The 25,549-nt window shown below is 53.5% G+C and carries 23 protein-coding genes; 6 read left to right on the plus strand and 17 right to left on the minus strand.

The window, feature by feature from the left end; translation table 11 throughout:
- Positions 1 to 63 precede the first annotated feature (63 nt).
- Positions 64 to 873, plus strand: coding sequence for a pyrroline-5-carboxylate reductase (proC, locus tag OGV67_RS03380; protein WP_047458533.1), 810 nt, complete (start codon positions 64 to 66; stop codon positions 871 to 873).
- 15 nt (positions 874 to 888) lie between these two features.
- Here proC and adrA read toward each other — a convergent pair whose 3' ends face one another.
- From adrA to OGV67_RS03425, 9 genes are all read right to left on the minus strand, one after another.
- A complete protein-coding gene (gene adrA / locus OGV67_RS03385; RefSeq protein WP_012133605.1) occupies positions 889 to 1,986 on the minus strand; it encodes a diguanylate cyclase AdrA in 1,098 nt (365 codons plus the stop codon).
- A 107-nt stretch (positions 1,987 to 2,093) separates the two neighbouring features.
- Positions 2,094 to 2,414, minus strand: a complete 321-nt coding sequence (gene psiF, locus OGV67_RS03390) for a phosphate starvation-inducible protein PsiF (RefSeq protein ID WP_012133606.1) — start codon at positions 2,412 to 2,414, stop codon at positions 2,094 to 2,096.
- A gap of 142 nt (positions 2,415 to 2,556) precedes the next feature.
- Entirely contained in the window at positions 2,557 to 3,972 is a 1,416-nt protein-coding gene (gene phoA / locus OGV67_RS03395; protein ID WP_115615015.1) for an alkaline phosphatase, read from the minus strand.
- 160 nt (positions 3,973 to 4,132) lie between these two features.
- Entirely contained in the window at positions 4,133 to 4,393 is a 261-nt protein-coding gene (gene iraP / locus OGV67_RS03400) for an anti-adapter protein IraP (RefSeq protein ID WP_012133608.1), read from the minus strand.
- A gap of 230 nt (positions 4,394 to 4,623) precedes the next feature.
- The gene (gene idnR, locus OGV67_RS03405; protein ID WP_115615016.1) at positions 4,624 to 5,616 is read right to left on the minus strand and encodes a DNA-binding transcriptional regulator IdnR; all 993 of its coding nucleotides are present in this window, start codon (positions 5,614 to 5,616) and stop codon (positions 4,624 to 4,626) included.
- Positions 5,617 to 5,699: 83 nt separating this feature from the next.
- The gene (locus OGV67_RS03410) at positions 5,700 to 6,989 is read right to left on the minus strand and encodes an MFS transporter (RefSeq protein ID WP_024130608.1); all 1,290 of its coding nucleotides are present in this window, start codon (positions 6,987 to 6,989) and stop codon (positions 5,700 to 5,702) included.
- 23 nt (positions 6,990 to 7,012) lie between these two features.
- Complete coding sequence (gene idnO / locus OGV67_RS03415) at positions 7,013 to 7,777, minus strand: gluconate 5-dehydrogenase (protein ID WP_012133612.1); 765 nt, start codon at positions 7,775 to 7,777, stop codon at positions 7,013 to 7,015.
- A gap of 172 nt (positions 7,778 to 7,949) precedes the next feature.
- Positions 7,950 to 9,143: a multidrug efflux MFS transporter gene (locus tag OGV67_RS03420; RefSeq protein WP_115615017.1), complete on the minus strand. Its 1,194-nt coding sequence runs from the start codon at positions 9,141 to 9,143 to the stop codon at positions 7,950 to 7,952.
- 169 nt (positions 9,144 to 9,312) lie between these two features.
- Positions 9,313 to 9,996 (minus strand): extensin-like domain-containing protein, encoded by a 684-nt coding sequence (locus OGV67_RS03425; RefSeq protein ID WP_115615018.1) that lies wholly within the window; start codon positions 9,994 to 9,996, stop codon positions 9,313 to 9,315.
- A 106-nt stretch (positions 9,997 to 10,102) separates the two neighbouring features.
- On the opposite strand from OGV67_RS03425, the gene ddlA reads away from it, so the two are divergent.
- The gene (ddlA, locus tag OGV67_RS03430) at positions 10,103 to 11,200 is read left to right on the plus strand and encodes a D-alanine--D-alanine ligase (protein WP_115615019.1); all 1,098 of its coding nucleotides are present in this window, start codon (positions 10,103 to 10,105) and stop codon (positions 11,198 to 11,200) included.
- Between the two features lie 105 nt (positions 11,201 to 11,305).
- On the opposite strand, the gene OGV67_RS03435 is transcribed toward ddlA, so the two are convergent.
- Entirely contained in the window at positions 11,306 to 11,518 is a 213-nt protein-coding gene (locus OGV67_RS03435) for a DUF2754 family protein (RefSeq protein WP_024130610.1), read from the minus strand.
- Positions 11,519 to 11,785: 267 nt separating this feature from the next.
- On the opposite strand from OGV67_RS03435, the gene OGV67_RS03440 reads away from it, so the two are divergent.
- On the plus strand, positions 11,786 to 12,094 hold the full coding sequence (locus OGV67_RS03440) for a YaiY family protein (RefSeq protein WP_024130611.1): 309 nt from the start codon (positions 11,786 to 11,788) through the stop codon (positions 12,092 to 12,094).
- Between the two features lie 36 nt (positions 12,095 to 12,130).
- Here the strand turns inward: OGV67_RS03440 and OGV67_RS03445 are convergent, their stop codons facing one another.
- Complete coding sequence (locus OGV67_RS03445) at positions 12,131 to 13,225, minus strand: DUF1615 domain-containing protein (protein WP_115615020.1); 1,095 nt, start codon at positions 13,223 to 13,225, stop codon at positions 12,131 to 12,133.
- An 18-nt stretch (positions 13,226 to 13,243) separates the two neighbouring features.
- Positions 13,244 to 14,464 (minus strand): peptide antibiotic transporter SbmA, encoded by a 1,221-nt coding sequence (gene sbmA, locus OGV67_RS03450; protein ID WP_047458548.1) that lies wholly within the window; start codon positions 14,462 to 14,464, stop codon positions 13,244 to 13,246.
- A 393-nt stretch (positions 14,465 to 14,857) separates the two neighbouring features.
- On the opposite strand from sbmA, the gene ampH reads away from it, so the two are divergent.
- Entirely contained in the window at positions 14,858 to 16,015 is a 1,158-nt protein-coding gene (gene ampH / locus OGV67_RS03455; protein WP_049011959.1) for a D-alanyl-D-alanine-carboxypeptidase/endopeptidase AmpH, read from the plus strand.
- On the opposite strand, the gene iprA is transcribed toward ampH, so the two are convergent.
- Together iprA and ehaB are read right to left on the minus strand one after the other, a co-directional pair.
- Positions 16,016 to 16,639, minus strand: a complete 624-nt coding sequence (iprA, locus tag OGV67_RS03460) for a hydrogen peroxide resistance inhibitor IprA (protein ID WP_047458555.1) — start codon at positions 16,637 to 16,639, stop codon at positions 16,016 to 16,018. It abuts the gene before it with no gap.
- 86 nt (positions 16,640 to 16,725) lie between these two features.
- A complete protein-coding gene (gene ehaB, locus OGV67_RS03465; protein WP_012133624.1) occupies positions 16,726 to 19,647 on the minus strand; it encodes an autotransporter adhesin EhaB in 2,922 nt (973 codons plus the stop codon).
- Positions 19,648 to 20,141: 494 nt separating this feature from the next.
- Here ehaB and hemB point away from each other — a divergent pair, with 494 nt between their 5' ends.
- Together hemB and olsF are read left to right on the plus strand one after the other, a co-directional pair.
- Entirely contained in the window at positions 20,142 to 21,116 is a 975-nt protein-coding gene (gene hemB / locus OGV67_RS03470; RefSeq protein ID WP_115615022.1) for a porphobilinogen synthase, read from the plus strand.
- A 168-nt stretch (positions 21,117 to 21,284) separates the two neighbouring features.
- Positions 21,285 to 23,000 (plus strand): bifunctional ornithine lipid synthase OlsF, encoded by a 1,716-nt coding sequence (olsF, locus tag OGV67_RS03475; RefSeq protein ID WP_049011960.1) that lies wholly within the window; start codon positions 21,285 to 21,287, stop codon positions 22,998 to 23,000.
- Positions 23,001 to 23,108: 108 nt separating this feature from the next.
- Here olsF and tauD read toward each other — a convergent pair whose 3' ends face one another.
- The 3 genes from tauD to tauB are packed head-to-tail and all read right to left on the minus strand — an operon-like array spanning position 23,109 to position 25,548.
- Complete coding sequence (gene tauD / locus OGV67_RS03480) at positions 23,109 to 23,960, minus strand: taurine dioxygenase (RefSeq protein ID WP_104869012.1); 852 nt, start codon at positions 23,958 to 23,960, stop codon at positions 23,109 to 23,111.
- Complete coding sequence (gene tauC, locus OGV67_RS03485; RefSeq protein WP_286464929.1) at positions 23,957 to 24,784, minus strand: taurine ABC transporter permease TauC; 828 nt, start codon at positions 24,782 to 24,784, stop codon at positions 23,957 to 23,959. The genes tauD and tauC overlap by 4 nt, the downstream gene beginning before the upstream one ends.
- Positions 24,781 to 25,548, minus strand: a complete 768-nt coding sequence (gene tauB, locus OGV67_RS03490) for a taurine ABC transporter ATP-binding subunit (protein ID WP_012133630.1) — start codon at positions 25,546 to 25,548, stop codon at positions 24,781 to 24,783. The genes tauC and tauB overlap by 4 nt, the downstream gene beginning before the upstream one ends.
- Position 25,549: the final 1 nt, after the last annotated feature.

Below are 25,549 nucleotides of genomic sequence, written 5' to 3' on the forward strand. Positions count from 1 at the left end.
TGAGACTTTCAATCCACGTTAAGCTAATAACCCCAACTAAAAATACGCATAGGGAGTGACGAAATGGAGAAGAAAATCGGTTTTATCGGTTGCGGTAATATGGGAAAAGCCATTCTGGGCGGCCTGATTGCCAGCGGTCAGGTTCTCCCCGGGCAAATCTGGGTCTATACCCCGTCCCCGGATAACGTCGCCGCGCTGCACGATCGGTACGGCATCAATGCGGCGCAGAGTGCGCAGGACGTCGCGCAGGTTGCGGATATCGTTTTCGGCGCCGTGAAGCCGGGCATCATGATTAAAGTGCTGAGCGAAATCAGCTCCAGCCTGAACAAGGACTCATTAGTCGTCTCTATCGCTGCGGGGGTCACGCTCGATCAGCTGGCGCGCGCGCTGGGGCACGATCGCAAAATTGTTCGCGCGATGCCAAACACGCCGTCTTTAGTCAACGCGGGCATGACCTCCATAACGCCAAATGCGCTGGTCACGCCGGAAGATACCGCTGACGTGCTGAACATTTTCCGCTGCTTTGGCGAAGCGGAAGTGATTGCCGAGTCGATGATCCACCCCGTCGTTGGGGTCAGTGGTTCCGCTCCGGCTTACGTCTTCATGTTTATTGAGGCGATGGCCGATGCCGCGGTGCTGGGCGGAATGCCTCGCGCGCAGGCCTATAAATTCGCCGCGCAGGCCGTAATGGGCTCCGCCAAAATGGTGCTCGAAACGGGTAAACATCCGGGTGAACTGAAAGATATGGTGTGTTCGCCTGGCGGGACGACCATTGAAGCCGTTCGGGTGCTGGAGGAACGAGGGTTCCGGGCGTCGATTATCGAAGCGATGGCGAAGTGTATGGAAAAATCAGAGAAACTCAGTAAATCCTGAGCCAGTTGCCGGACGTCAGGCCGCCACTTCTGTACGGTTACGTCCGGCGTTCTTTGCTTTATAAAGCGCCATATCCGCCGATTTCAGCCATTCCCGGTAGTGTCCGATTTGCGTGGTCAATGGCGCAACGCCCACGCTGATGCGCAAAATAACCTGTGGCGCGCACGGCAGGCGTAACGCGTTTAATCGCTCATGAACCCGCGACATCGCGGCAATCGCGTTATCCGCTGGCGTACCGCACATGATCACCGCAAACTCGTCGCCGCCAAAACGTCCTATCACATCGCTGCCGCGCAGCGTCATCTGCAACTGGCGCGTCAGGGCAATAATCGCCTCATCTCCGACATCGTGCCCCCAGGTATCGTTAATGCTCTTAAAGTGATCGATATCGATGATGAGCAACGTGGCGTCCCGGTGGTAGCGGCGACAGTTATCAAATTCATTACGCAACAATATTTCCCAGTGACGCCGGTTATAGACCCCGGTCATGCCATCCCGCATGCTCATCACCTGTAGCCTGCGTTTATGTTCCGCCAGCTTAGTCGCCGTCTGGTAACTCACCCAGGCAAACAGCAAGGGATAAATCACAATCACCGGCAGGGAGAACCACCACTCCAGCGGCGCGCTGCGAAAAGCCACGGTAATTCCGGTCAGCTGTAACGTCACCAGACATGACACAACCATTAACACCATACCGGCAATAAAGAGCCGCAGCCCTCCCGCGCCCATCAAATTCATACACATCATCATCAGCAGAGCCGTGGAGGGCAGCACGTTGACGCCCATCACCCCAACCCAGACGCCAGCAAGAATGGCGTCCGCCTTTAAGTTGTATATTTCCCGGCTTAAAGGATCGATGGCTTTACTCGCCAGCTGCCACGCCAGATGCGGCCAGACGAAAGACCAGCCGACCAGAAACAACCACCATCCTCCCGCAATCGGTTGTGAAGCCAGTACGGCGGCGATCGGGAGAAACATCCATCCCAGTCCTACCGCACGCGGCAGTCTCACCCGCCTGGCGAATCGCAGCCCGGAGCGTTGATGGTCATTTTGAGGAGAGTGAGGTGGCTCACTCTGTGCGACCGCTTTTTTGTAAAAGTTTTCATCATTCATTATTTTTTGGGAACATTCTGAAACAATTTTCCCAAATTATAGAGAGGGGGATTGTGAAGGAAGTATGAAATTTCGGGTGAGTGATTTTCTCAGCTCACCCGTTAGCACTATGCGGATTTTTTCAGACAGGCACTCATAAACTTGCTGCGATCGTCGCCTTTCAGCGACTGATCCGTCGCCTGCTGGTTGCACTCACGCATTCTCTGTTGCTGCGGCGTCAGGCTTTTCTCACCAGGGGCAGATTTACTGTTTTTCAGGCAATCGCTCATGTAGGTCTTACGCGCATCCCCTTTTAACGCCTGCGCCGTCGCCTGCTGATTGCAGCTCGTCATACGCTGTTGTTGCGGGGTTAATGTCTTCTCGGCAGCGCCGACGGCGGTTAAAAAAACCAGCCCAAACAGCAGGGTAACCAGTAATGTTATTTTCATAGCACCATCCTTCTGTGAGTGTTGACACTACACGTCATCCTTCTGGTTACGTGCGCCGTAACCGAAGGAGGCTAACTCTAAGTCTGGCTGCTGACGACGAAAATACCACCTGACGGCAAAAGTATTGCCGTCAGGAGTCCGTTTACTTCAGTCCCAACGCCGCTTTCATGGTGTAGAACAGATCGGTCTGGTCCGTTAATCCGACGACATTCGCCGCATGCGGGCCGTATGCGGCAATGCGCAACTGGCTGCCGGTATGTTCCTGCGACTCCTCTTCCGAGTTGCCGTAGCTGATGACCATCACCGCGCCATCTTTGGTATTTAACGCCTGCGTCAGTCCCGGCGCTTTGCTTTCCGGCGCGATAATCTGGCTGGAATGCGCATGATCGGCAGTCACCACAACCAGGGTATTGCCCTCTTTTTTAGCGAATGCGAGCGCACGCTGTACGGCTTCGTCCAGATCGACCGTTTCGCCAATCTGCCCGCATGGGTTGGCGGCGTGATCCTGTTTATCGATGGACGCGCCTTCAACCTGCAAGAAGAAACCTTTTTCATTCTTACTCAACAGCTCAATCGCTTTGTCCGTCATTTGCGCCAGCGTAGGCACGGTATCATCGCGCTGCGGGTTTGCCTTGCAGGTCACCGCAGGTTGTTCAAGGTTGCCGTGATAAGAGGCTTTCGGGCCTTCCCAGCGAACCGGCATGTTGCCGTCGGAGAACAAGCCCAGCAGCGGCTTATCCTGATTTGCCGCCGTTACCGCCTTCAGCGAGTCGGCATCGTTCACCAGCTGATATCCCCGCGCCAGCGCCTGCTCACGCAGCGTTTTCCCCTGCCATTCGCCTGCTGTCGCCATTTCAGCAAAGGTGGCCGCGCCGCCACCAAGCGTAACGTCCGCCCGCGTATTCAGCAGTTGCTCGGTGATCGACCCTTTTCCACCCTTCTCCAGCGCGTTTGTCGGGCAAAGAGTGCTGGTAAGGCTGGGGCCGTAGCATTTGCGTGAGGTTACATGGGAGACTAACGCGGCGGGTGTCGCATCCTGTAATTCTGCGGTCGAGACGTTGCCCGTCGCCAGACCTGCCGCTTTGGCCATCTCCAGGATCGTGGTGTGATCTTTTTCGTGGATATCGACGCCTAACGCGCCGTTATAGGTTTTAACTCCCGTCGACCACGCCGTTGCCGACGCGGCGGAGTCTGTGACGTAATCCGGTTTGCCCGTTTCTTTATCCAGCGCGTAATGAGTGTATTGCCCGGTCAACGGTAAAGCATCAATTCCTTTAAAAAAGCCGCCGGCCCCTTGCGCATAATTTCGCGCCGCAGTGATTTCAGAATCACCCATACCGTCGCCAATCAGCAGGATAATATTTTTGGCCGGTTTATCGCTCAGCGAATCTCGCAGCGCCGCCGTTTGATCGCCCGCTAATCGGCGCGCCCCGCCCGGCGTGGTAATATCTCCCTGTGCGGCACGATTATCCAGCACCGTCATCGCGGACGTCCTGGCATGTGTAATGGGGGTAAACAGCAGAGGTAACAGGGCAATAGCAATAGCGCTTTGTTTCACTTTATTTTCTCCATGTGCCTACCCTAAATAATTCGGGTTACAGAAAGCCAATACATATGCAACCTGAAGTACGACGGGTATAAATACAGTAAAATAAAAAACAAAGCGACTATAGGTAACTGACGTGACAAGGTTATGACAGTGTTTACTCTGAATACGATCAGCTACGAGGATGCCTCAGTAACTTTTTTACATACTGGCGCAGCAATTCCGTATCGTAATCTGGAACGCTGGCATCCGGCTTTACGCCGTCGAGCGCATCCTCAACCTGATGAATGAGCTTCTGCTGCTCATTTTGCGCCATATTACGCAGCATCGCCGTGACAATAATCTCTAACGCTTCTACCTGAGCAACCAGTTCTTTCGACTCTTCTTCTTTTTGGGCGAGCCTCAGCAACAACTCTGAAATGAGATTTTTCATGACCGTATTTCCTTATCCGAGGAATGCTGACGTTATCATTATGGTTCACGACTGCCTAGAGGGTAAAAGTAGTATTTTTATGATAAAGGAAAGACTTTCTGTAAATAATGCGCTGACAAAATGGAGCGAAACGTTTCTCGCGAGAAAATAATTCAACCGTAAAAAATCAGGGTATAAATAGTCACGCCATTGTATAAATTAAAGTTATGGTAAATACGCCAGAATTTAACTTAAAGCGTATCGCCATAATATATTTGATATCCCAGATTGACCCTGTCCAGCGTCTCTTTTCCGCCCAGACGTTTAATCAGCATATCTGCGGCTACGCTTCCCATATCGTAGCGGGGGGTAATCACGCTCGCTATTTTTTGCAAACGTGCTCGGCCGATTTCCAGGCCATGAAATCCGGCAATAGCAACCTGTTGCGGAACGGGGATCTGCTGCGACTGACACTCCAGCAGCGCGCCAACGGCTAAGTCGTCGTTGGTGCAAAAAATCGCGTTAATATCCGATCTGTCGCGCATCGTCTGCAAAAACAACTGACGACCTAAGGCCAGTGACGAAATGGCTTTTGGCACCACATGGTAAGGCTGTAACCCCTGCTCGCTCAGCGCACGCTCAACGCCGCGGTAGCGACTGACATCACGCGGGTCGTCCATTGAGCCGAAAAACGCCACGGCGCGTTTTCCCGCCTCCAGAAACGCCTGAGTCATATCCCACGCGGCTTTTTCGTTATCAATACCAACCTGCATATCCAGACAATGCTCGGTGATATCCATTAACTCCGCCACGGGGATACCGCTGGCGCGCACATACTGCACCATACGTTCAGTATGTTGTTTTCCGGTCAGAATCAGCGCATCAATGTTGTAGGAGAGCAGGTTAAGCACTTCGCGCTCTTCCCGCTCCGGGTCATATTCATAATTAGCGATCAGCGTCTGGTATTGATGAGCGGAAGTCACCGACTCAATCCCCGCCAGGACATCGGCAAAAATCTGGTTGCGAAAGGAGGGAATCAGCACCCCGATCGTTTTACTACGCGCATTAAGCAAAATCTCGGGGGCGCGATTGGGAATATAATTATTCTCCTCCATGATCTTCGAAATCAGCTCGCGGCTACGCTGCGAGACCTGATTGGGATCGCGAAGATAACGGCTTACCGTCATCTTATTTAGCCCAGCCAGCGTGGCGATATCCTGCAAGGTCATCCGATTGTTTTTCATGAAGTTCTCTGCGAAAGACAGCGTGATCAATTCGCAGAGAACCTTAACACAGCCAGCGAGGGACTGCATCTTATCCGACCGGATTAGCCCACCGCTTTCCCGGTTTGTAAGGATGTGGACGACGGCGCCTGATTAGCGCGCACGTTATACATCAATACCACCGAGGCCAGCAGGGAAATCGCCATAAAGGTGTACGAAACGCCCGGCCCGCCCGTCAGGCCATTGAGATACCCCACCAGCCATGCGCCGAGGAATGCCCCTAACGCGCCGAAACTGTTGATTAAGCCCATCGACACGCCCGCCACATTACGCGGCAACAGTTCAGGAATTAAGGCAAAAAACGGGCCGTAAGGTGCGTACATGCAGGCTGCGGCAACCACCAGCAATCCATAAGAGAGCCAGAAAGCGTTGCTCCCCAACAGCCAGGAACATAAGAAAGCGATGGCGGCAATCAGCAGCAACGGCCAGATAAACAGCTTACGGTTTTGAAACTTATCCGATAACCACGACACGGTAAGCATCAGACAGATCGCCGCCAGATAAGGCACGGCGGCCAGCCAGCCGACGGATACGATATCCATTTGGGCCGCTGATTTCAGGATGGATGGCATCCACATCATGAATCCATACACGCCGATACTCCACAAAGCATGTACCGCGCACAGCATGACAACGTTACGCGAGCGCATGGCTTCCCCGTAGTTACGTACCGGTTTAATATGGGTTTGCTCACGATCCATCGCCTGTTGCAGCGTCTCTTTTTCCTCCGCCGTCAGCCAGCTGGCATCGGCCGGTTTATCACGAACCAGCACCCACCAACAAAATGCCCACAGTACCGCCGGGATGCCCTCAATAATGAACATCTCGCGCCATCCCCAGGCCTGAATCAGATAACCGGAGACAATCGACATCCACAACACGGTGACCGGATTACCCAGAATCAAAAAGGTATTCGCCCGCGAGCGCTCGGTTTTCGTAAACCAGTTGCTGATATAAATCAGCATGGCTGGCATCACCGCCGCCTCAACCACGCCAAGAGTAAAACGGATCGCCATCAGCATGGGAATATTACTGACAAACCCCGTCGCGGCGGCACATATTCCCCACAGGATCAGGCTGAAAAAGATCATTTTCCGTACGCTGCGTTTAACGGCGTACAAAGCTCCCGGCACCTGAAAAAAGAAATACCCGAGGAAAAAAAGCGCGCCAATTAAGGATGCGGTTCCTTTCGTAATACCCAGATCGGTTTCAATACCAGCTGCGGCGGCAAAACCATAATTGGCGCGATCGAGATACGCTAAGCTGTAAGTAATAAAAATAATCGGCATTAAATACCACCAGCGCCGGGCTGGTAATTTAGCAAGAGCGTTCATACACATTCCTTTTGATAATGAGTCTATACCGCAGCTAACATTCCGCCGTCGACGAAGAGAATATGACCGTTAACAAAATTCGAAGCCGGGGCCGCAAGATAAACCGCCGCGCCAATCAACTCCTCCGGCTTTCCCCAACGCGCGGCAGGCGTGCGCTGGTACAGCCAGGCGGAAAAGGCGTCGTCGTTCACCAGTGCTTCCGTCATCTCTGTGGCAAAATAGCCCGGCGCAATACCGTTAACCTGAATATTATATTCCGCCAGTTCCACGCACATTCCTCGCGTCAACATTTTCACCGCGCCTTTTGAAGCAGCGTAGGGTGTAATTGTTTTCCGGCCTAATTCACTCTGCATGGAACAAATATTAATAATCTTCCCTTCCCGGCGCGCCATCATATATTTGGCCACCTGTTGAGAAACAAGGAAGACGGATTTCTGATTGACATCAATAACGCGATCCCACTCTGCTTCAGGAAATTCCGTCAGGGGGTAACGACGCTGGATACCGGCATTATTGATGAGAATATCAATCGCCCCAATTTCCTGCTCAATATGCGCAATCGCTTTTTCCACCTCCGCCGCGTGAGTGACATCAAACCCATAACCCACGGCGTCATAACCCAGAGCCGTCAGTGTGCTCGCGGCCTGTTCCGCCCGCTGCTGCGTAATGTCGTTAATCACCAGGCTGGCGCCATGCTCTGCCAGTCCCCTTGCCAGCAAATTACCGATTCCCTGCGCTGACCCCGTAATCAATGCGCGTTTACCTGCAAGACTAAAAATACTTTTCATCAAAAACCTCTTTTTCGATAGCTGTTACGCGTAACTGTATACGCGTAACAGTAGAAAAAAGAAGTTCTCTTACACAACTAATGGTCAATTTGTGATCTACATTGGATTTGGCAGCAAAGAAAGGATCATGTACAGAATGCTTTCTGCACATGATCACGATTAACAGCGGATCTCAGGCAGCGTGACGGCGGCGCAACGCAATCGCCAGTTGCCAGATATTCACCAGCACAATGAGCGCCGTCGCGACAAATACCCAGCGAAAGCCCGCCATCGCCGATACGGACGCCCCCATCAACGGCCCGGCCACATTTCCGAGATACATAAACGACTGGTTATAACCAAAGATACGGCCGGTTATTCGATCGCTGGAATACTTCACCAATAAGGTCTGTACGGCAGGCAGCATCGCGCCATCGGCAAAACCTAACAGAAAACGCAGAACCCCCAACTGGAACGGCGTCGTCACCCACGACATGGCGAAAAACAGCACCACGGCACAGACCAGCGTCGCCATCAAAATCCTTTCCGTCCCGATCCTGTCGCCAAGTTTGCCAAGGCGGGGGGCGGAAATGAGCGCTGAAACGCCAGGCACCGACGCAATTAACCCGCTCAAAAAGGCAATGTTCGTGCTGTCCGGCAGCATGGATTTGATAAACAGCGCCAGGATGGGGCTGATCGAACCGTTACAGAGCTGTATCACCATCGTCGTGAAAAACAGGCTAATCACCAGACCCGGATAGGGCAATGAGGCAAAAACCGCTTTGCCGCTCAGTCGTTCACTCTTTTTGAGAGCCGGACGAACGCCCTCTTTAATTAAAAACAGCGTTACCAGAAAGCTCACCATCAACAGCGTGGCGGTAATAAAAAAGACCGCCCGCAGCCCGATATGATCGGCAATAACTCCGCCCATTAACGGCCCGCCGATCACCCCGCTGATCTGGGCGGTGGAAAGCGTGCTGAGCGCCCAGCCGCTACGCTCTCTCGGCACCTGCGAAGCCACCAGCGCCATCGCGTTAGGAATGTACCCGGAGGTAAGCCCCATGACGCCGCGCAAAAGAAACAGTTGCCAGACATTGGTCGCAAACGCCTGAAGTAAAATCGCGATCGCCATGCCGAGCGATGCGCGCAGTAGCATCAGTTTGCGGCCTTTACGGTCAGCCAGACTGCCCCACATGGGCGAAACAATCGCGGAGATGAGAAAGGTAATACTGAAGGTTAAGCCAGACCACATGGAGAGCGCTTCATGCGAAGTGACGCCCATTTGCGAGATATACAGCGGTAAAAATGGCAGGATCTGACTGATCGCCAGCCCGGTAAAAAAGCAGCCGAACCAGACGGAGATAAGATTAACCTTCCAGGATTCCATAAGTGCTCATAACGATAAATAGCTGAAAACGCTCACCAGCTTAGCAAGTTGCGCCAGCAGAAGCGGTTCCAGAGATGCGGTAACCTCTATTTTGCTATTTTATCTCCCCGTTCATCAGATTTGTGAAATATGTCACATTATATACACGCTCAGAACAGGGATTTATGCTTCAACGACAAAGCCCGTATCCGCGCATACCGAGATGGAAATGGTTGGCGTGCGCGGCGTTGTACTCCGGCCCCAGTCCATTGCCATAATAAGTGCAACTGGCGTTAAGCATCGCGCGCAGCCAGGGGGCGGTTTTCTCATCCTTCCATCCCCGCAGAACCGTAACTTTTCGACCGTCCGCCAGTTGAAAACCGCTGATATCCCACGCCTGCGCGCTGGCATGTTCACTGCGACGCGCATCCGCCCGGTGATAGATATTGCGACAGGCATAGCTGCCAAGGTGCTCAATACGGGTCAGTTGACTGCCCATAAACGACTGGGTTAGCGGTTTCGCCTGGCGCGCCACAAACAGCGCAGAACTCAGCGCCAGCGGGCAAGAGGCCAGGAAACTGCTGCTCAACGACACGGAGCCAAAATGCCTGACCCGTACCACGTCTGACAGCGGACATTCGCCCGCGCTGTCGGCAACGGGTTGCGACGAGATCATTCCCTGGCGATTGGCCTGCTCAAGTAATCCCTGGCACTGTTGCGGCGTCAGACGCTGTAGTTTGAATTTGGTGAGCCAGCCCGGAGGATCGGACAGTTGCAGGGAAACAAAAGGATTGTAATGCGACGGAAGAGAGCGGTAACCCACCACACCCACGGCCCCCAGCAGCACAATCGCAAGCCAATCCTTACCTTTCACGCCCCCTCCTCTCTGATTCCCTTAAACATTATGGCAGAAGCCCGCGAATCCGACGTTTTGTCGTGGTAATGTATACGCTTTGCGTTCGATGGAATGGGTTTTTAAGATGGCAAAATTGCGGGTAGGTATCGTATTTGGTGGTAAATCAGCGGAACATGAAGTGTCTTTGCAATCGGCAAAAAATATTGTCGATGCCATCGACAAAGCCCGCTTTGACGTTGTGCTGTTAGGCATTGATAAACAAGGGCAATGGCATGTCAGCGATGCCGAAAACTATCTGCTGAATGCAAACGATCCCGCGCACATTGCGCTGCGCCCCTCTTCTACCAGCCTGGCGCAGGTTCCGGGCAAACACGAACACCAGTTAATTGACGCACAGAACGGCCAGCCGTTGCCGACGGTGGACGTCATTTTCCCGATCGTACACGGCACGCTGGGGGAAGACGGCTCGCTGCAAGGGATGCTGCGCGTAGCGAATTTACCGTTTGTCGGCTCCGATGTGCTGGGTTCCGCCGCCTGCATGGATAAAGACGTCACCAAACGTCTGCTGCGCGATGCCGGGCTGAACATCGCGCCGTTTATTACGCTGACTCGCGCGAATCGCGATGCGATCCGTTTTGCGGAAGTGGCGTCCCGGCTGGGTCTGCCGCTGTTTGTGAAACCCGCAAATCAGGGCTCCTCTGTGGGCGTCAGCAAAGTCACCAGCGAAGCGCAATATGAACAGGCCGTTGCGCTGGCGTTCGAATTCGATCACAAAGTGGTTGTTGAGCAAGGGATCAAAGGCCGTGAGATCGAGTGCGCCGTGCTGGGCAACGATCACCCACAGGCCAGCACCTGCGGCGAGATCGTCCTGAACAGCGATTTTTACGCTTACGACACCAAATATATCGACGACAACGGGGCGCAGGTCATGGTTCCCGCCCAAATCCCGCAAGAGGTGAACGACAAGATCCGCCAGATCGCCATTCAGGCGTACCAGACGTTAGGTTGTGCGGGAATGGCGCGCGTGGACGTCTTCTTAACGGCGGAAAACGAAGTGGTGATTAACGAGATCAATACGCTGCCGGGATTCACCAACATTAGCATGTACCCGAAACTCTGGCAGGCAAGTGGTTTAGGGTATACCGATTTGATTACCCGTCTGATTGAACTGGCGCTGGAACGTCATGCGGCGGATAACGCCCTGAAAACCAGCATGTCATGATGACGATGCGCCATCTGGTGTTGATCGCCTGATGGCGCTGTGGCTTATCAGGCCTACGGCATTTTGCGCCCGTAGGCCGATGCCGCCATCCGGCACACTACCGCATTAAGCTTCTTCGGTTTTATCATCCTCACGGCGACGAATAATCAGCCCGGCAAGCCAGAAACTGAATACCCACGTCACCAGGCCTACCGCGTAGGTTTGCCATCCTTTTGCTTCAAAGCCCAACAACCCCACCACGCCATTCAAAATAAAGATCAGCCCAATGGCGAAAGCATAATAGTGCCAGTCACGGCGAATTTTTACAGGCAGGTTCATGACAGCTCCGACGCTAAAACAATAAAAAATCATCCTCGCACATTTCTGCCTGAGCGTCTGTGGCCTGTGCGGAATTTCTCAAATGTTAATTAATTTAGATTAAGGTAACAAAATTGTGACATCAAACAAAAAATCCGCAATCCAGGAGTCATCCCTGAGTGAAATTACCATCATTCTGATATTGACAAACACGATGACCTGTCAGACTTCACGATAAGCCGCTGGCATGACGCCAGATTCGTGCAGAAGACTATCCCGGAGGTCTTTATGGCTGACTTTACCCTCTCAAAATCCCTGTTTAGCGGGAAACATCGAGATACCTCCTCCACGCCAGGTAATATCGCCTATGCCGTGTTTGTGCTGTTTTGCTTTTGGGCAGGGGCGCAGATCCTGAACCTTCTGGTTCACGCGCCTGGCGTTTATGAACATCTGATGCAGATGCAAGAGACCGGACGCCCCCGCGTGGAAATTGGATTAGGCGTCGGCACCATTTTCGGACTGGTGCCTTTCCTGACAGGTTGCCTGATTTTTGGCGTCATTGCCGTAATTTTGCGCTGGCGTCACCGTCATCAGTAACCCTCCCTGTGCCGGATGACGCCAGGTTTATCCGGCCTACAAATTCATACAACGCGCCCGACGCTCGTCCACACGTTTAGCAAACCACGCGGTAGTGAGATTACGGGTGATCTTCGGACTTTCCAGCTGAATACCTGGCAACATCTCGCGCGGTAATGCCTTACCGGTTTTGGCTTCCGCCAGCTTATACACTTTCTCGTACAACGCCGTCTCCTCAAAAGCGAGGCTGTCTCCCTTTTCCAGTTGACGTCGAATCGCGCTGTCGCTCATGTCCAGCTTGCCCGCCAGCTTACGGATTGCCTGTTCCGTTTTCCCGGCCGCTTTGCTGTCATAACGAATCAAGTCGCCGTCCAGCGCCAGCTTAACGCCGCTGGCTTTACTGACCGCATTCTGAAATGCCGCATTACGACTGGCGTACCAACCGGCATTAAAATCAGCAAAACGGAATACAGGCGCGCTGTAATTCGCCGGATAGTTCAACAGATGCCAGGTTCCAAACCACAGTCCGCCACGGCGGCTAAAGACCTCCTGGCGAACCGTCCCGTTCATGGTCCACGGATAACCTTTTGTGTGCTGTTCGGCAAAGGCGATGCTGACCTGCATCGGCCCGCCTGTATGCACCGGATTAAGCGAACCGAACAGCGTCTGCCCCATCGGCACCATATTAATAAAATCATCAAAAATCGCGCTGAGCTGTTTTTCCGTTTTCACCGCGTCCAGACGTTCGCTGTAGCTTTTTCCGTTCGGGGAGTTAATTTTCAGCGCGGTATGCACCAGAAAAACAGGGATATGCATCCGCTCAGCACGCCTGTCGATCTCCTGCCAGGCGATTTTGCTCAACCCCGGCACCACCGGGTCCGCCTGATAGTTAGACTCCTGCTGCGCCACCGCCAGCACCGAGCAGACATTCTCAACCGTTGGCGCCAGCCCCTGGCTTTCGAAGGTCTTTGCAATGTCCTGCGCCCACGCGTCCCTGTCTTTTACGCTGGCGGGCATTTTCTGGCGCACCACGCTTGCCACATCGACAGGTTTTTCCCCTTTTTTCAGCGGTTGCGAAGGCTGGCTACTACACCCTGCCAGCACCAACGCAGCCAGGAATGATAAAGGGTAAAGACGGGACGCCGCCGACATAACGTTTCCTTTTGTTTGTTAGCTAAATGTATTCGTCACTTCCTGGATATCCTGCCCATCCAGTTCGCGCTCAAAGCTGCGCAGACGTTTGTAGATGGACATCAGTTCCACCAGCGTGGTCCAGGAGTTAATCAGATACTGGAAGGAACCGCGCACCTGACCAAACACGTTGGTAATCTGCGTCATCAGGCCCAGCGTAATCGTACCGGCAACAATCGACGGAAACAGCAGGAACAGACCGAAAACGTTATCCACCTGTAGATAGAGAATGCGCGCAATGTTGAAGTACATATAGTGGAAGTAGAGGCGGAAATAGTTCTGGCGCACCGCGCTGAACAACTCACGCACGGTGGGCGGCGTAGCGCGGCTGGCGTCATCTTCACCATAGACCAGCTCTTTACGGTAAGCGGCCTCAACCCGCTGGTTTTTAAACTCCAGCCCCGGCAGTTTGATCCCCACCACGGCCAGCAATCCTGTTCCCATCAGCGACCAGATGATAGCCGCGATAACCAGCCCATAAGGAATATGCCCGACGATCGGCAGATCCGGTACGTGCGCAGACAGCGTAACCAGTACGGGTAAAAAGGCGATCAACGTCATGATGGCATTGATAAAGCTTACGCCCATATTCTCCAGCGTAGAGGCAAAACGCATCGTATCTTCCTGCACACGCTGCGCGGCGCCTTCAATATGGCGCAAATGCTGCCAGTGCGCCATGTAGTGTTCGTTCATCGCGGTACGCCAGCGAAACACATAGTGGCTGACGAAGAAATTGTTCATCACGCCAATCACTACGGCAATCAGCGCTATCCCGAGAAACACGCCGACTTCACGGTAAAACTGTTCGATAGTGACCTTATGCGGCGAGCTCAGCGCCGTCTGGATCAGGTCGTAAAACGGCGCGTACCAGGCGTTGACCGCCACGCCCACTTCCACCAGAAACCAGGTCACAAAGATGATCAACGAAGTGCCCAGAATCGACCAGTATTGCCAGCGATGCGGGCTATAAATAAACCAGAACATCGCAAACAATCCGACGCAAAGGACGTAGTACGCGTAGAAAATCAGGTAGTCCAGCGACCAGAAGCGTGCGGCACTGATGGGAACATCACCGGAAGCGCCAGTAAGATGCGCAACCCAGGCGCCTCCGCCCGCTTGCCAGAAAATGACGGCGACAAGCGCCCAAAAAAACGCCGAGATAAAAAACGGCCCCGGCTTTGGGAAAAAAGACTTAAACATGATGCTCTCCTGCTAACTTCTTATCGTTATGACGACTGCTGTGCTTTTGCCGCAGCGCTGAGCGCGACAAGACGGGCCTGACCCAACAAAACCGCGACGGAAACCGAGCATTGTGACCCGTATTCGCCAGCTTAGTTCGCACATCGTTTTTTCAGAATTGTTTCAGCGAGTTTCGGCTCCCCTTCAACGACAACAGGAAGGCGAAACCCAAAAACCGACCAAGGTTACCACAAGCGCGGGATCACAAAAGCGGACATTCGCGATTGGGAAAAAATGCCCTGTTTACTCGTCGTTACGTTTTTCACACTATTATTGTCTTTTTAGCGCTTTGCAACGCGCCGCCAGGTAGTATAAATACGCATAGTTTTTTCATTTAACTGATGGACACAACCGTTGAAACGTAGTCTGCTTTTTTCTGCCGTGCTGTGCGCGGCGTCATTGACATCTGTCCAGGCGGCACAGCCAATCACCGATCCGGTTTTCGCTTCCGATATCGTTGATCGTTATGCCAACCATATCTTTTACGGCAGCGGCGCGACGGGAATGGCGCTGGTGGTGATTGATGGTAATCAACGCGTGTTCCGCAGTTTCGGGGAGACTCGCCCCGGCAATAACGTACATCCTCAACTGGACTCCGTTATTCGCATTGCGTCTATCACGAAACTCATGACCAGCGAGATGCTGGTCAAACTGCTCGATCAGGGGACGGTGAAATTACACGACCCGCTGAGCAAGTATGCCCCGCCTGGGGCGCGCGTACCGACCTACAACGGAACGCCTATCACCCTGGTGAATCTGGCGACCCATACCAGCGCCCTGCCGCGTGAGCAACCCGGCGGCGCGCCGCATCGCCCGGTATTTGTCTGGCCAACCCGCGAACAGCGCTGGAGCTACCTCTCTACCGCAACGCTAAAAGCGGCTCCTGGCTCGCAGGCGTCTTATTCCAACCTTGCGTTTGACCTGTTGGCTGACGCGCTGGCAACCGCATCCGGCAAACCCTACACGCAGTTATTTGAAGAACAGATTACGCGCCCATTGGGGATGAAAGACACAACCTTTACCCCCTCCCCCGATCAGTGCAAGCGCCTGATGGTGGCGGAGAAAGGGGCCAGTCCCTGTAACAACACGCTGGCGGCAATTGGCAGCGGCGGCGTCTATTCCACGCCGGGAGATATGATGCGCTGGATGCAGCAATATCTCTCATCCGACTTTTATCATCGCAGTAATCAGGCCGATCGTATGCAGACGCTGATTTATCAGCGAACTCAGCTCACACGGGTGACAGGTATGGACGTGCCGGGCAAAGCCGATGCGCTGGGCTTAGGCTGGGTCTATATGGCGCCTAAAAACGGACGTCCGGGGATTATTCAAAAAACCGGCGGCGGCGGTGGTTTCATCACCTATATGGCGATGATTCCGCAACACAACGTTGGCGCTTTTGTGGTCGTCACTCGCTCACCGCTTACGCGATTTACTAATATGAGCGATGGCATCAACGACCTGGTAACAGAATTGAGCGGAAATAAACCGCTGATCGTGCCTGCGTCCTGATCAATACTCTGAAGGCAAATGGTTGATATTGACCAGTTTGCCTTTTTTCATTTCGATGTAGTTCCCTTTGCGTAACGCGGCGAGCACTTCAGCCACTACGGAACGGGAAATTCGTGTTCTCTGATGAATGTAGTTCATCACGCCAATACGCGCTCGCAACCCTTCATCCCAGTCAACCATCGCGATCAACGTCGCCCGAATTTGATCATACGAGTTGTTGCCAATTAATTGCAGATCGCGCAGTTCCAGAGTTCTGTTTTCCCATGCCAGCCAGCAAAAGGCTTCGCGCCATAACTGGTGTTGCTCAAGGATTTTTATCGCATGGGAAGAAGGAAGAAAATAACCGGTACAACGACTTTCCGTGACTAATTTATATTCGATATCATTTTTCATCACGCCATCAGCAATACCCATAATAAAGGGAGCCTGCGTTATCCCCATAAGCACGTTCTCCCCTCTGCGCAAAGAGATGAGACCGTCTAAAATGACAAACGTATCGCCTTGATTGGCATCATTCGAATAGACAACCTGCTTTTCATCGGCGTATTCAAAGTACGTGCCGTATTTAGACAGGCACTTATCGAGCTTACTAAATTCCTGAAGTGGTTTATTCAGAGACAGCATATGCGCATCCTTGCATTAATGCCCGCCATATCCATGACGGGCATTTCCTTTGATTAAATCACCTGTGTTTTCATCATGAAAAACAATTACCAGGTGTATTTAACGCCCACATTCGCGGACCAGTCTTGATCGACATCACCACCACCGAGGTAGTTGGCATCGGTATAAGCGCTGAAGTTTTTGGTGAAGCTGAACTGAGTGCCCAGACCAACACGTACCGCAGAACCTTCTACGCCGTTATCGATGGAATCGCCATTTACGTCGGCGTCGTTATTTGCGTCGTCATAAACATAGGCCAGTTTGAAGTAAGGCGTCAGCGCCTGATCTTCGCTGTAGGTGAAGGTATAACCTGCATCAACACCCAGTTCATAACGCATGCTGTCATAAGACTGACCGTCAACTTTCATGTCATTGCTGAGCTGATAATCGTCGCCGGACTGGAACAGGCCGGATACGCTACCGTACGGCGTGACATAGCCAGCGTCGCCCAGTTTCCAGTCATAACCCAGTTTCAGACCAAAGCCCCACGCATCCGCAGAGGTGTTGCCATCAACGTACTGGCCGTTGCTCATGTTGGCAGACAGATCGTTGTTGAAGTGAGAGTAGCTCAGGCTACCATCAACAAAGACATTGTTGGCAAAGCGAGCGGAAGAGTAGATATAGGCAGACTGGCTGTCCTGATCCACCTGACCGGTACGGTCGCTCATGTCGCCTTTCGCAAAGCCAGCCGCCGCACCGACAATCCACTTAGCGTTGTTACCGTCAATTTTGGTATCAACACCGACCATGATGCCGTTCACATCCTGATCGTAGTTAATGGTGCCGTTGTCGCCATCAAAGCTGCCGCCAAAGTAGCTCACCCATGCGCCGCCGTTATCAGCCAGACCATGACGAGAGTTGGTCAAACGAGTACCAACGGTGTCTTGTTCCAGGTTCCAGATATTGGTGTTTGCAGACGGGATGCTCAGCGCCATGTTCGCGTAGTCGGTCAGTTCCATCTGTTGCATAACAACAGTGTTGCCTTCCTGCTGAGCCTGATAGGTGTATGCCCCCAGGTCAGCTTTATTCGCTGCGGAGAAGGTGGCTTTGCTGTTCTTGTCGTTAACGTAGATCAGCTCTTTGCCTTTGTAATCAGCGACAGAACCTTCACCGGTCGCGTTATCGATACGCACTTTGTAGTTACCGGTTGCCGCAGCAACGTTATCACCCGCGTTATCGACTTCAGATTGATCGCCAGTCCAGGCATCGCCATTACCGTTGATGGTCAGGTGGCCATCAGAGTTCATCGCGATCACACCGTAGCCGTAGTTAGACTTAGTGATGTCGTTAGTACGATCGTTAGTCAGATCGGCATCCAGCACAAAGCTGTTGCTGTGAACGTTGAAGACACCGGCATTCACGTTACCGTTAGCATCGGTGTAGCTGGTCAGATTCAGGGTATCAGCTTGCAGCGCATACGCGGTGCTGTTGCCCACATCCAGAACGCCGTTGTTGGTGACGTTGATGGTGTTTGCATACAGTGCGGCATCGTACACGCCCCAGCCAGCAGACACATCATCAGCAATCGTGACGGTACTGTTGTTGATTGTCAGTTCATCCGTTGCAACATGACCATCTTCATTGATATTCAGGGCCGCGCCGCCGGTCAGGGAGATGCTGTCAGAAACCAGATCAGAGTCTGCCACATTCACGACGGAACCGCTGTTGATGCTCAGCGTATCAATCAGCGAGGTTTTCGTGGTATCCCACTGTGAACCACCGTTCAGCGTCACATTGAACAGGCCGCTTTGATAGACTTCGTTACCAACAACATGACCATCTTCGCCATACGCGGTGTCATTATTGTCAATGCCGTAAGTGGAGGAAGGCCACAGGCTGTTAGCCGCAATGTCGATCAGCGTCGCAGTGGCATCGGTGCCCGCAGCAAAGCTGTCGTACACGCCATCGCCATCAGAATCAACCTGATGTACGGACATTGCCGCGCCAACCCACTTGCTGCCGTTGTTCAGCGTAACATCCATACGGTCAGTGCCATCCCAGCCGTTGGTGTCCAGGTCAGCGTCCGTATCGCGATAAGTATCCGCCCCGTTCGGGAAGAAGTTTTCGTCAAAGTTGCTGGAGAAAACAACGTCGCCCATCAGGGTAGAATTGCTGAGGTTAACAGTGGTCTGCATTGCGTTATCCGCATTCGGATGCGCAATCGCCGCAATCGCCACGTCATCAGCAGTATAAGAATCGCTGTAATCGCTCGCGTTGTTGGTGTTACCGAACCAACCGGAAGTCCCTTCATCTGACCATGAGCCAGAGGTCACCGTAGAGTCAGTCACCGTGACGGTGTTGTTGAACACTTCAGCGCTGTTAACGCCGGTGCTAACGGTATTATCGTCAATGTCTTCCCACTCATAACCCTGAGTCAGCGTAATACCCGCAACGTGGGAATTATTTTTGATGACCAGGTCAACTTCCTGATCCAGCGTAATCGCAGTACCCAGGTTGTAAACGTCAACAACATGCGTATCCGCCGTACCATCAGTGTACGTGCCATTATAGGTATAATGCTCGTAGTTATCATCGATGGTTGAGTTATCAACAGTCAGCGCCAGACGGTCATAAACATAACCGGTCGCATCACGACCCACGCAATCAGTGGTCATGCACTCAGAGGTGATCATCCCGTGAATGGTGCTGTTTTTGATTGTCAGACTATTACTGTTGGTGTTGGTAGAAAGACCATCATCCAGATAGTAGGTTGAGATTACGCCGTTAACGGTAGCGTTGTTGATAACCGGATAAATATCACCGTTATAAACGCTATCGGTCGCGTAGTTGTTCCAGCCTACGTAACCATCATAATAAACACCATCAGCGTAGGTTGCGTCGTTATAGTGGTTGAATGTTGTGTAGGTGGTTCCAGAAATATCCGTAGAAGCATTTGCCTGAGAGGTGATTGCCAGAGTGCAGGCCAGTGCTAATTGTGAGACTACAAGTTTCTTTTTCCAGGAGTGCATTTGTCATCCCTCCTCAGGGACGTAATATAGTTGATCCATCAATTATCAATGCATAGAAAACATTTTATGTTTCGCAGGTCGATTATGCGGCGTCAGCATTGAAAGGTTCAATTATTCTTTGTTTAATGTCCGAAAGCGGACAATTAAAAAATCACCAGCAAAATCACAGATATTTTTTAAATCGCCAGTTTTCAATAAATTAGAAAGGGAAATAGGAGTTACTTATTTAACTGAATGATATATGATGAAGAAATAAAGAAATCACCAATAAATAAAGGACAGAAGAGCTTAAAACAATATTTAATAAAATTAAAACCAGAAATAAATGTATCACTAACAAAAATAATCTTATTCATAGAAATACTAATTGCGAATATTTAATCGCTTCATTAACAGCAACCCGCAATACTTCACATAAGGACAACTTTCGTAAAACACCTCGCGGCAGGTTCAGGTATACTCGACGTTTCGATTCCACAAACATCAGGCATACCATGACAGACCTAATCCAACGCCCTCGTCGCCTGCGCAAATCCGCTGCGCTGCGCGCCATGTTTGAAGAGACAACACTCAGTTTAAACGACCTGGTGTTGCCGATTTTTGTTGAAGAAGAACTCGACGACTACAAAGCGATCGACGCCATGCCTGGCGTCATGCGCATTCCTGAAAAACACCTGGCGCGCGAGATTGAACGCATCGCCAACGCCGGCATTCGTTCAGTGATGACCTTCGGCATTTCCCACCATACCGACGACACCGGCAGCGATGCCTGGAAAGAAGACGGCCTGGTGGCGCGCATGTCGCGCATCTGCAAGCAAACCGTGCCAGAAATGATCGTGATGTCTGACACCTGTTTCTGTGAGTACACCTCCCACGGTCACTGCGGCGTGCTGTGCGAACACGGCGTCGACAACGATGCAACCCTGGCGAACCTCGGTAAACAAGCGGTGGTCGCCGCCGCTGTGGGCGCTGATTTTATTGCCCCTTCCGCCGCGATGGACGGTCAGGTGCAGGCGATTCGCCAGGCGCTGGATGCCGCCGGGTTTACGGATACGGCCATCATGTCCTACTCCACCAAGTTCGCCTCCTCTTTCTACGGCCCGTTCCGTGAAGCGGCCGGTACGGCACTGAAAGGCGATCGTAAGACCTATCAAATGAATCCGATGAACCGCCGTGAAGCGATTCGCGAGTCGTTGCTCGACGAAGCGCAGGGCGCGGACTGCCTGATGGTGAAACCCGCTGGCGCTTATCTGGATATTCTGCGTGATATCCGCGATCGTACCGAATTACCGCTCGGCGCGTATCAGGTCAGCGGCGAATACGCCATGATCAAATTCGCCGCGATGGCGGGCGCGATCGACGAAGAGAAAGTGGTGCTGGAAAGCTTAGGCTCGATCAAACGCGCGGGCGCGGATCTGATCTTCAGCTACTTCGCGCTGGATCTGGCGGAGAAAAAAATCCTGCGTTAATCCTTTCTGAGATGCAGTGCCTGCTGGTACTGCGCTTATCCGGCCTACGGGATTGACATCTGTAGGCCGGGTGCCGCCATCTGGCACTGTCACAAAACGTCACCTCATCGTCATACAAACGACATTTGTACCTTCTACTGTCAGCACAGGACGGGAGGAGGAGCCGCTATGTTTAGTCTCGATAACGTACTCGACGACCTGTGGCCTCAGGCGAGGCCGACACCCTGGCAAAAAAATCTGCTCAGGCGGTTGCTGTATGAAGAAGAATTTCAGCAATTTGCATCCCGCCATCCCCATCTGAAAGGGGTGGACATGGTGGAACAGGTTCTCGAACACCTTGAAATACGCTGCGATATCCCCGCACACGACCTCGAAAACATCCCCGCACATGGCCCGCTGGTCATCATTGCCAACCACCCGACAGGCACGCTTGATGGGCTGGCCCTGCTGTATGCCATCTCGCGTGTGCGCCGTGACGTGAAAGTAGTGACCAACCGCCTGCTCTCGCATCTGCAACCGCTCAGCTCACTTTTCATTCCCGTGGACAACATCGGCGGGCGCACGCCAAAATCATCGCTACAACAGATAGATGCGCATTTACAGGCTGGCGGAGCGTTAATTTTCTTTCCGGCGGGCGAAGTAGCGCGCTTCACATCGCAGGGAATCAGGGAAGGCCGATGGCATTCCGGGTTTATCCGGGTGGCGGAGAAATACCGCACGCCGTTGCTTCCCGTACATATCAACGCGCGTAACAGCTCGCTGTTTTACGCCAGCAGCCTGGTGTCCCCCACCTTCGCATTGCTGCTCCTGATGCAGCAGATGTTTCGTCGGCGTCGCAGCAGCCTGCCGCTCCGCATCGGCCAACAAATCGCCTGGACACAGTGGTCCGCCACGAAAACCAACGTCCGCGAGCAGGCCGAAAAATGCCGTCAGCACGTCGCGGCATTAGGTAAAGGACGCCCTGGGTTATTCACCACCGAAAGTACGATAGCCCGCGCAGAAGACAGAGCGCACCTCAAACGCGATCTCGCCCAGGCGGAATGCCTTGGGCACACCGCCGACGGGAAGCACATTTACCTCTGGCAGCGCAACGGCAAAGAGGATGTCCCCATCCTGCGGGAACTGGGGCGGCTGCGTGAAATCGCCTTTCGCGCGGTTGGCGAAGGCAGCGGAAAGCGTCGGGACACCGACCGCTATGATGACGACTATCTGCACCTGATTTTATGGGACGAAGACGATCTGGAAATTGTTGGCGCCTATCGGTTCATTCCCTGCGCGCAGCAGCAGGAAAAACGCGGCATAGAAGGGCTTTACAGCTACAGTTTGTTCCATTACGACGAGCAGATGGCGCAAGTGATGCAGCACGGCATTGAGCTGGGTCGCAGTTTTATCCAGCCGCGTTACTGGGGACGTCGCGGGCTGGACTATCTCTGGTCTGGCATTGGCGCTTATCTGGCGCGCTATCCGCAATACCGATACCTGTTCGGCCCGGTGTCTATTTCCGGCGGTCTGCCTGCGGATGCGCGGGATTTACTGGTGGCCTTTTATCGCCTGTGGTTCCCGCCGACGCACCCGCTGGCAATATCACGCCAGCCCTACCCCGCGTCATTGCCGGACGTACTGGCGCAGTTTGAAGGCAAAAGCTACAACGACGATCTGACGCGGCTGAAATCGCTGCTCGGCAATCTGGGCTGCGGTATTCCCCCGCTCTACAAACAGTACTCCGAACTTTGCGACCCCGGCGGCGTGCAGTTTATTGATTTCGGTAACGATCCGGCGTTCAGCAACTGCGTGGATGGTCTGGTGCTGGTCGATTTAACCTATCTGAAGGCAAACAGGTATCAGCGCTATATTGGCGCGCATTTGGGTTTCCAGGCAGGATAAGGCGTTTACGCCGCCATCCGGCGCGGTGCCACATTGAGCCTGATGGCGCTGCGCTTACCAGGCCTGCATTTCCCTAACCGTTCCTTAACCGAATAGTGAGATTATCTATTACGGCACGCGATAAAACGGCTTATCTCCCAGAATCGTCGCCCGGTGCATAATGCGCCGCTGCGGCAGGTAATCAGCGTTGGCATAATGCTGGGTGACGCGGTTATCCCAGATGGCTACGTCATCAGGCTGCCAGCGCCAGCGCACCTGAAACTCCGGTTTTGTGATGTGCGCAAACAAGAATCCAAGCAGCGCCTCGCTCTCTTTTTCCGTCACATCGACAATCCGCGTGGTAAAGCCTTCATTCACAAACAGCGCCTGTTTGCCGCTCACCGGATGGGTACGCACCACCGGATGCAGCAAAGGTGGATGTTTTGCTACCGCCTCAAGCCAGCGCTGATGCTCCTCATCAGTTTTGCGGTATTTGTATTCCGGGAACGATTTACGGAAATCATGCTCCGCCCGCAAACCGCTCAGCAACTGGCGAAACGGTTCGGAAAGCGCGTCATATGCGGCAATGCCGCTGGTCCATAGCGTATCCCCGCCGGTAGAGGGCAGTTCCTTTGCCGCCAGAATCGCCCCTGCTGGCGGCGTCTCAATAAAGGTCACATCGGTGTGCCAGTTATCATTATCCGGCGGGTTATCGTTATGGGTATCCAGCACGATAATCTCTTCGACGCCTTCGGCGTGGGGATAGACCGGATGAATATGCAGATCGCCAAAACGCTGTGCCAGCGCGCGCTGTTGCTGTGGCGTAATGGCTTGTTCACGCAGAAAAACCACCTGGTGGCGCAGCACCGCGTGATACAGCTGTTCGAATTGATTATCGCTCAGCGGGCGGGTCAGATCCGCGCCGGAAACCAGCGCGCCAATATACGGCCCCAGCGGGGTAATGCTCAGACGTTCACTCATTGTACTTCTCCATGCCAGGGCGTCAGGCGGCGCTGAAGCGCACGCAGACCCAGTTCTAAAATAAACGCGATCACTGCAATCACCGCGATCCCCGCCAGCACCACGTCGGTTGCCAGAAATTCCCCGGCGGACTGCACCATAAACCCTAAACCCCGGGTGGCGGCAATCAGCTCAGCCGCCACCAGCGTTGACCAGCCCACGCCCAGGCCAATGCGTAATCCGGTGAGGATCTCCGGCAGCGCGCCGGGCAGAATCACAAACCACAATACCTGTACTCGTCCGGCGCCTAACGACTGCGCCGCACGAATGCGAACCTGCTGCGCGCTTTTGACGCCCGCCAGCGCCGACATGGCGACCGGGGCGAAAATCGCCAGATAGATCAGCAGGATCTTGGAGGTCTCGCCAATCCCGAACCAGATCACCATCAGCGGTAAATACGCAAGCGGCGGAACAGGTCGGTAGAGTTCAATGATCGGATCGAGAATGCCGCGTATCGTTGGGCTTAGCCCCATCGCAATGCCCACCGGAATGCCGATAATCACGGAAGCCAGCAGCGCCAGCAGAATGCGCGTCAGGCTCGCCGCCAGATGCTGCCACAGCGTGGCGTCCATAAACCCTTGCGGCCCGGCGATGGCGATCAGTTTTTGCAGCACCTGCCCCGGCGGCGGCAGAAACAGCGGGCTGATTAACTGCAACGCCGCTACGCTCCACCACACGGCCAGAATCACCGCTAATGTGCTGATACTCAGGGTAATGCGACGAGAGAACGGCCAGCGCCATTTCAACCCGCGTTGACGCAGCTTATCGTTGATGACCACGCTCATGAGAAGGCCTCCCGTTGTTCAAAGACGCGGCTTAACACATACTCCCGCGTCTCGATAAACTGCGGATCGGATTTAATGCTGCGGCAGGATTCTCCCCCCACAAAGCGGCGGGCGAAATCAAGCGACAGCCGCTCCTGCACGCGACCGGGGCCAGGAGAAAGCAGCACCAGCTCCGTCGCCATAAACACAGCCTCTTCAATATCATGCGTAATGAGCAATACCTGCTTGCCGGTCTCATGCCAGAGTTTCAGCAACAGCGTTTGCATCTGCTCACGGGTGAAAGCGTCCAGCGCGCCGAAAGGCTCATCCAGCAGCAGGAGTTGAGGATTTGCCGCCAGCGCGCGGGCGATGCCGACACGCTGGCGCTGCCCGCCGGAAAGCTGCCAGATAAAGCGTTTTCCCGCCCCTTCCAGCCCGACTTTTTTCAGCATCTGCTGCGCAACGTGCTGACGCCGGGTTTTGTCCGCTCCCGCCAGTTGCAGGCCAAGTCCGACGTTATCCTGCACGTTGCGCCAGGGCAGCAGCCCTTCGTTCTGAAAGACGACGCCGCGCTCCGCACCCGGCCCATCGACCCGTTTTCCCGCCAGTTGGATCGTGCCGTGCTGATAAGGCAAAAAACCGGCGATCAGATTCAGCAACGTGGTTTTCCCACACCCTGACGGGCCCAGCACCACTAACAGCTCACCGCTGTCGAGCGTCAGATTGATATCTTCCAGCGCCGGTTTACCGGCGTAATCAGCAAAGAGATGGGAAACTTGCAGCATC

It is taken from the genome of Citrobacter sp. CK188, from assembly GCF_030333525.1.
Lineage (GTDB): Bacteria > Pseudomonadota > Gammaproteobacteria > Enterobacterales > Enterobacteriaceae > Citrobacter_B > Citrobacter_B koseri.

Excerpts from the sequence above, each read along its gene's own strand:
- proC (WP_047458533.1), top strand. The coding sequence starts at position 64 with ATGGAGAAGAAAATCGGTTTTATCGGTTGCGGTAATATGGGAAAAGCC.
- tauD (WP_104869012.1), bottom strand. The coding sequence starts at position 23,960 with ATGAGTGAACGTCTGAGCATTACCCCGCTGGGGCCGTATATTGGCGCG.
- hemB (WP_115615022.1), top strand. The coding sequence starts at position 20,142 with ATGACAGACCTAATCCAACGCCCTCGTCGCCTGCGCAAATCCGCTGCG.
- OGV67_RS03410 (WP_024130608.1), bottom strand. The coding sequence starts at position 6,989 with ATGAACGCTCTTGCTAAATTACCAGCCCGGCGCTGGTGGTATTTAATG.
- sbmA (WP_047458548.1), bottom strand. The coding sequence starts at position 14,464 with ATGTTTAAGTCTTTTTTCCCAAAGCCGGGGCCGTTTTTTATCTCGGCG.
- OGV67_RS03440 (WP_024130611.1), top strand. The coding sequence starts at position 11,786 with ATGGCTGACTTTACCCTCTCAAAATCCCTGTTTAGCGGGAAACATCGA.
- olsF (WP_049011960.1), top strand. The coding sequence starts at position 21,285 with ATGTTTAGTCTCGATAACGTACTCGACGACCTGTGGCCTCAGGCGAGG.
- psiF (WP_012133606.1), bottom strand. The coding sequence starts at position 2,414 with ATGAAAATAACATTACTGGTTACCCTGCTGTTTGGGCTGGTTTTTTTA.
- tauB (WP_012133630.1), bottom strand. The coding sequence starts at position 25,548 with ATGCTGCAAGTTTCCCATCTCTTTGCTGATTACGCCGGTAAACCGGCG.
- OGV67_RS03445 (WP_115615020.1), bottom strand. The coding sequence starts at position 13,225 with ATGTCGGCGGCGTCCCGTCTTTACCCTTTATCATTCCTGGCTGCGTTG.
- tauC (WP_286464929.1), bottom strand. The coding sequence starts at position 24,784 with ATGAGCGTGGTCATCAACGATAAGCTGCGTCAACGCGGGTTGAAATGG.
- ehaB (WP_012133624.1), bottom strand. The coding sequence starts at position 19,647 with ATGCACTCCTGGAAAAAGAAACTTGTAGTCTCACAATTAGCACTGGCC.
- OGV67_RS03435 (WP_024130610.1), bottom strand. The coding sequence starts at position 11,518 with ATGAACCTGCCTGTAAAAATTCGCCGTGACTGGCACTATTATGCTTTC.
- iraP (WP_012133608.1), bottom strand. The coding sequence starts at position 4,393 with ATGAAAAATCTCATTTCAGAGTTGTTGCTGAGGCTCGCCCAAAAAGAA.
- adrA (WP_012133605.1), bottom strand. The coding sequence starts at position 1,986 with ATGAATGATGAAAACTTTTACAAAAAAGCGGTCGCACAGAGTGAGCCA.
- ddlA (WP_115615019.1), top strand. The coding sequence starts at position 10,103 with ATGGCAAAATTGCGGGTAGGTATCGTATTTGGTGGTAAATCAGCGGAA.
- iprA (WP_047458555.1), bottom strand. The coding sequence starts at position 16,639 with ATGCTGTCTCTGAATAAACCACTTCAGGAATTTAGTAAGCTCGATAAG.
- idnO (WP_012133612.1), bottom strand. The coding sequence starts at position 7,777 with ATGAAAAGTATTTTTAGTCTTGCAGGTAAACGCGCATTGATTACGGGG.
- idnR (WP_115615016.1), bottom strand. The coding sequence starts at position 5,616 with ATGAAAAACAATCGGATGACCTTGCAGGATATCGCCACGCTGGCTGGG.
- OGV67_RS03420 (WP_115615017.1), bottom strand. The coding sequence starts at position 9,143 with ATGGAATCCTGGAAGGTTAATCTTATCTCCGTCTGGTTCGGCTGCTTT.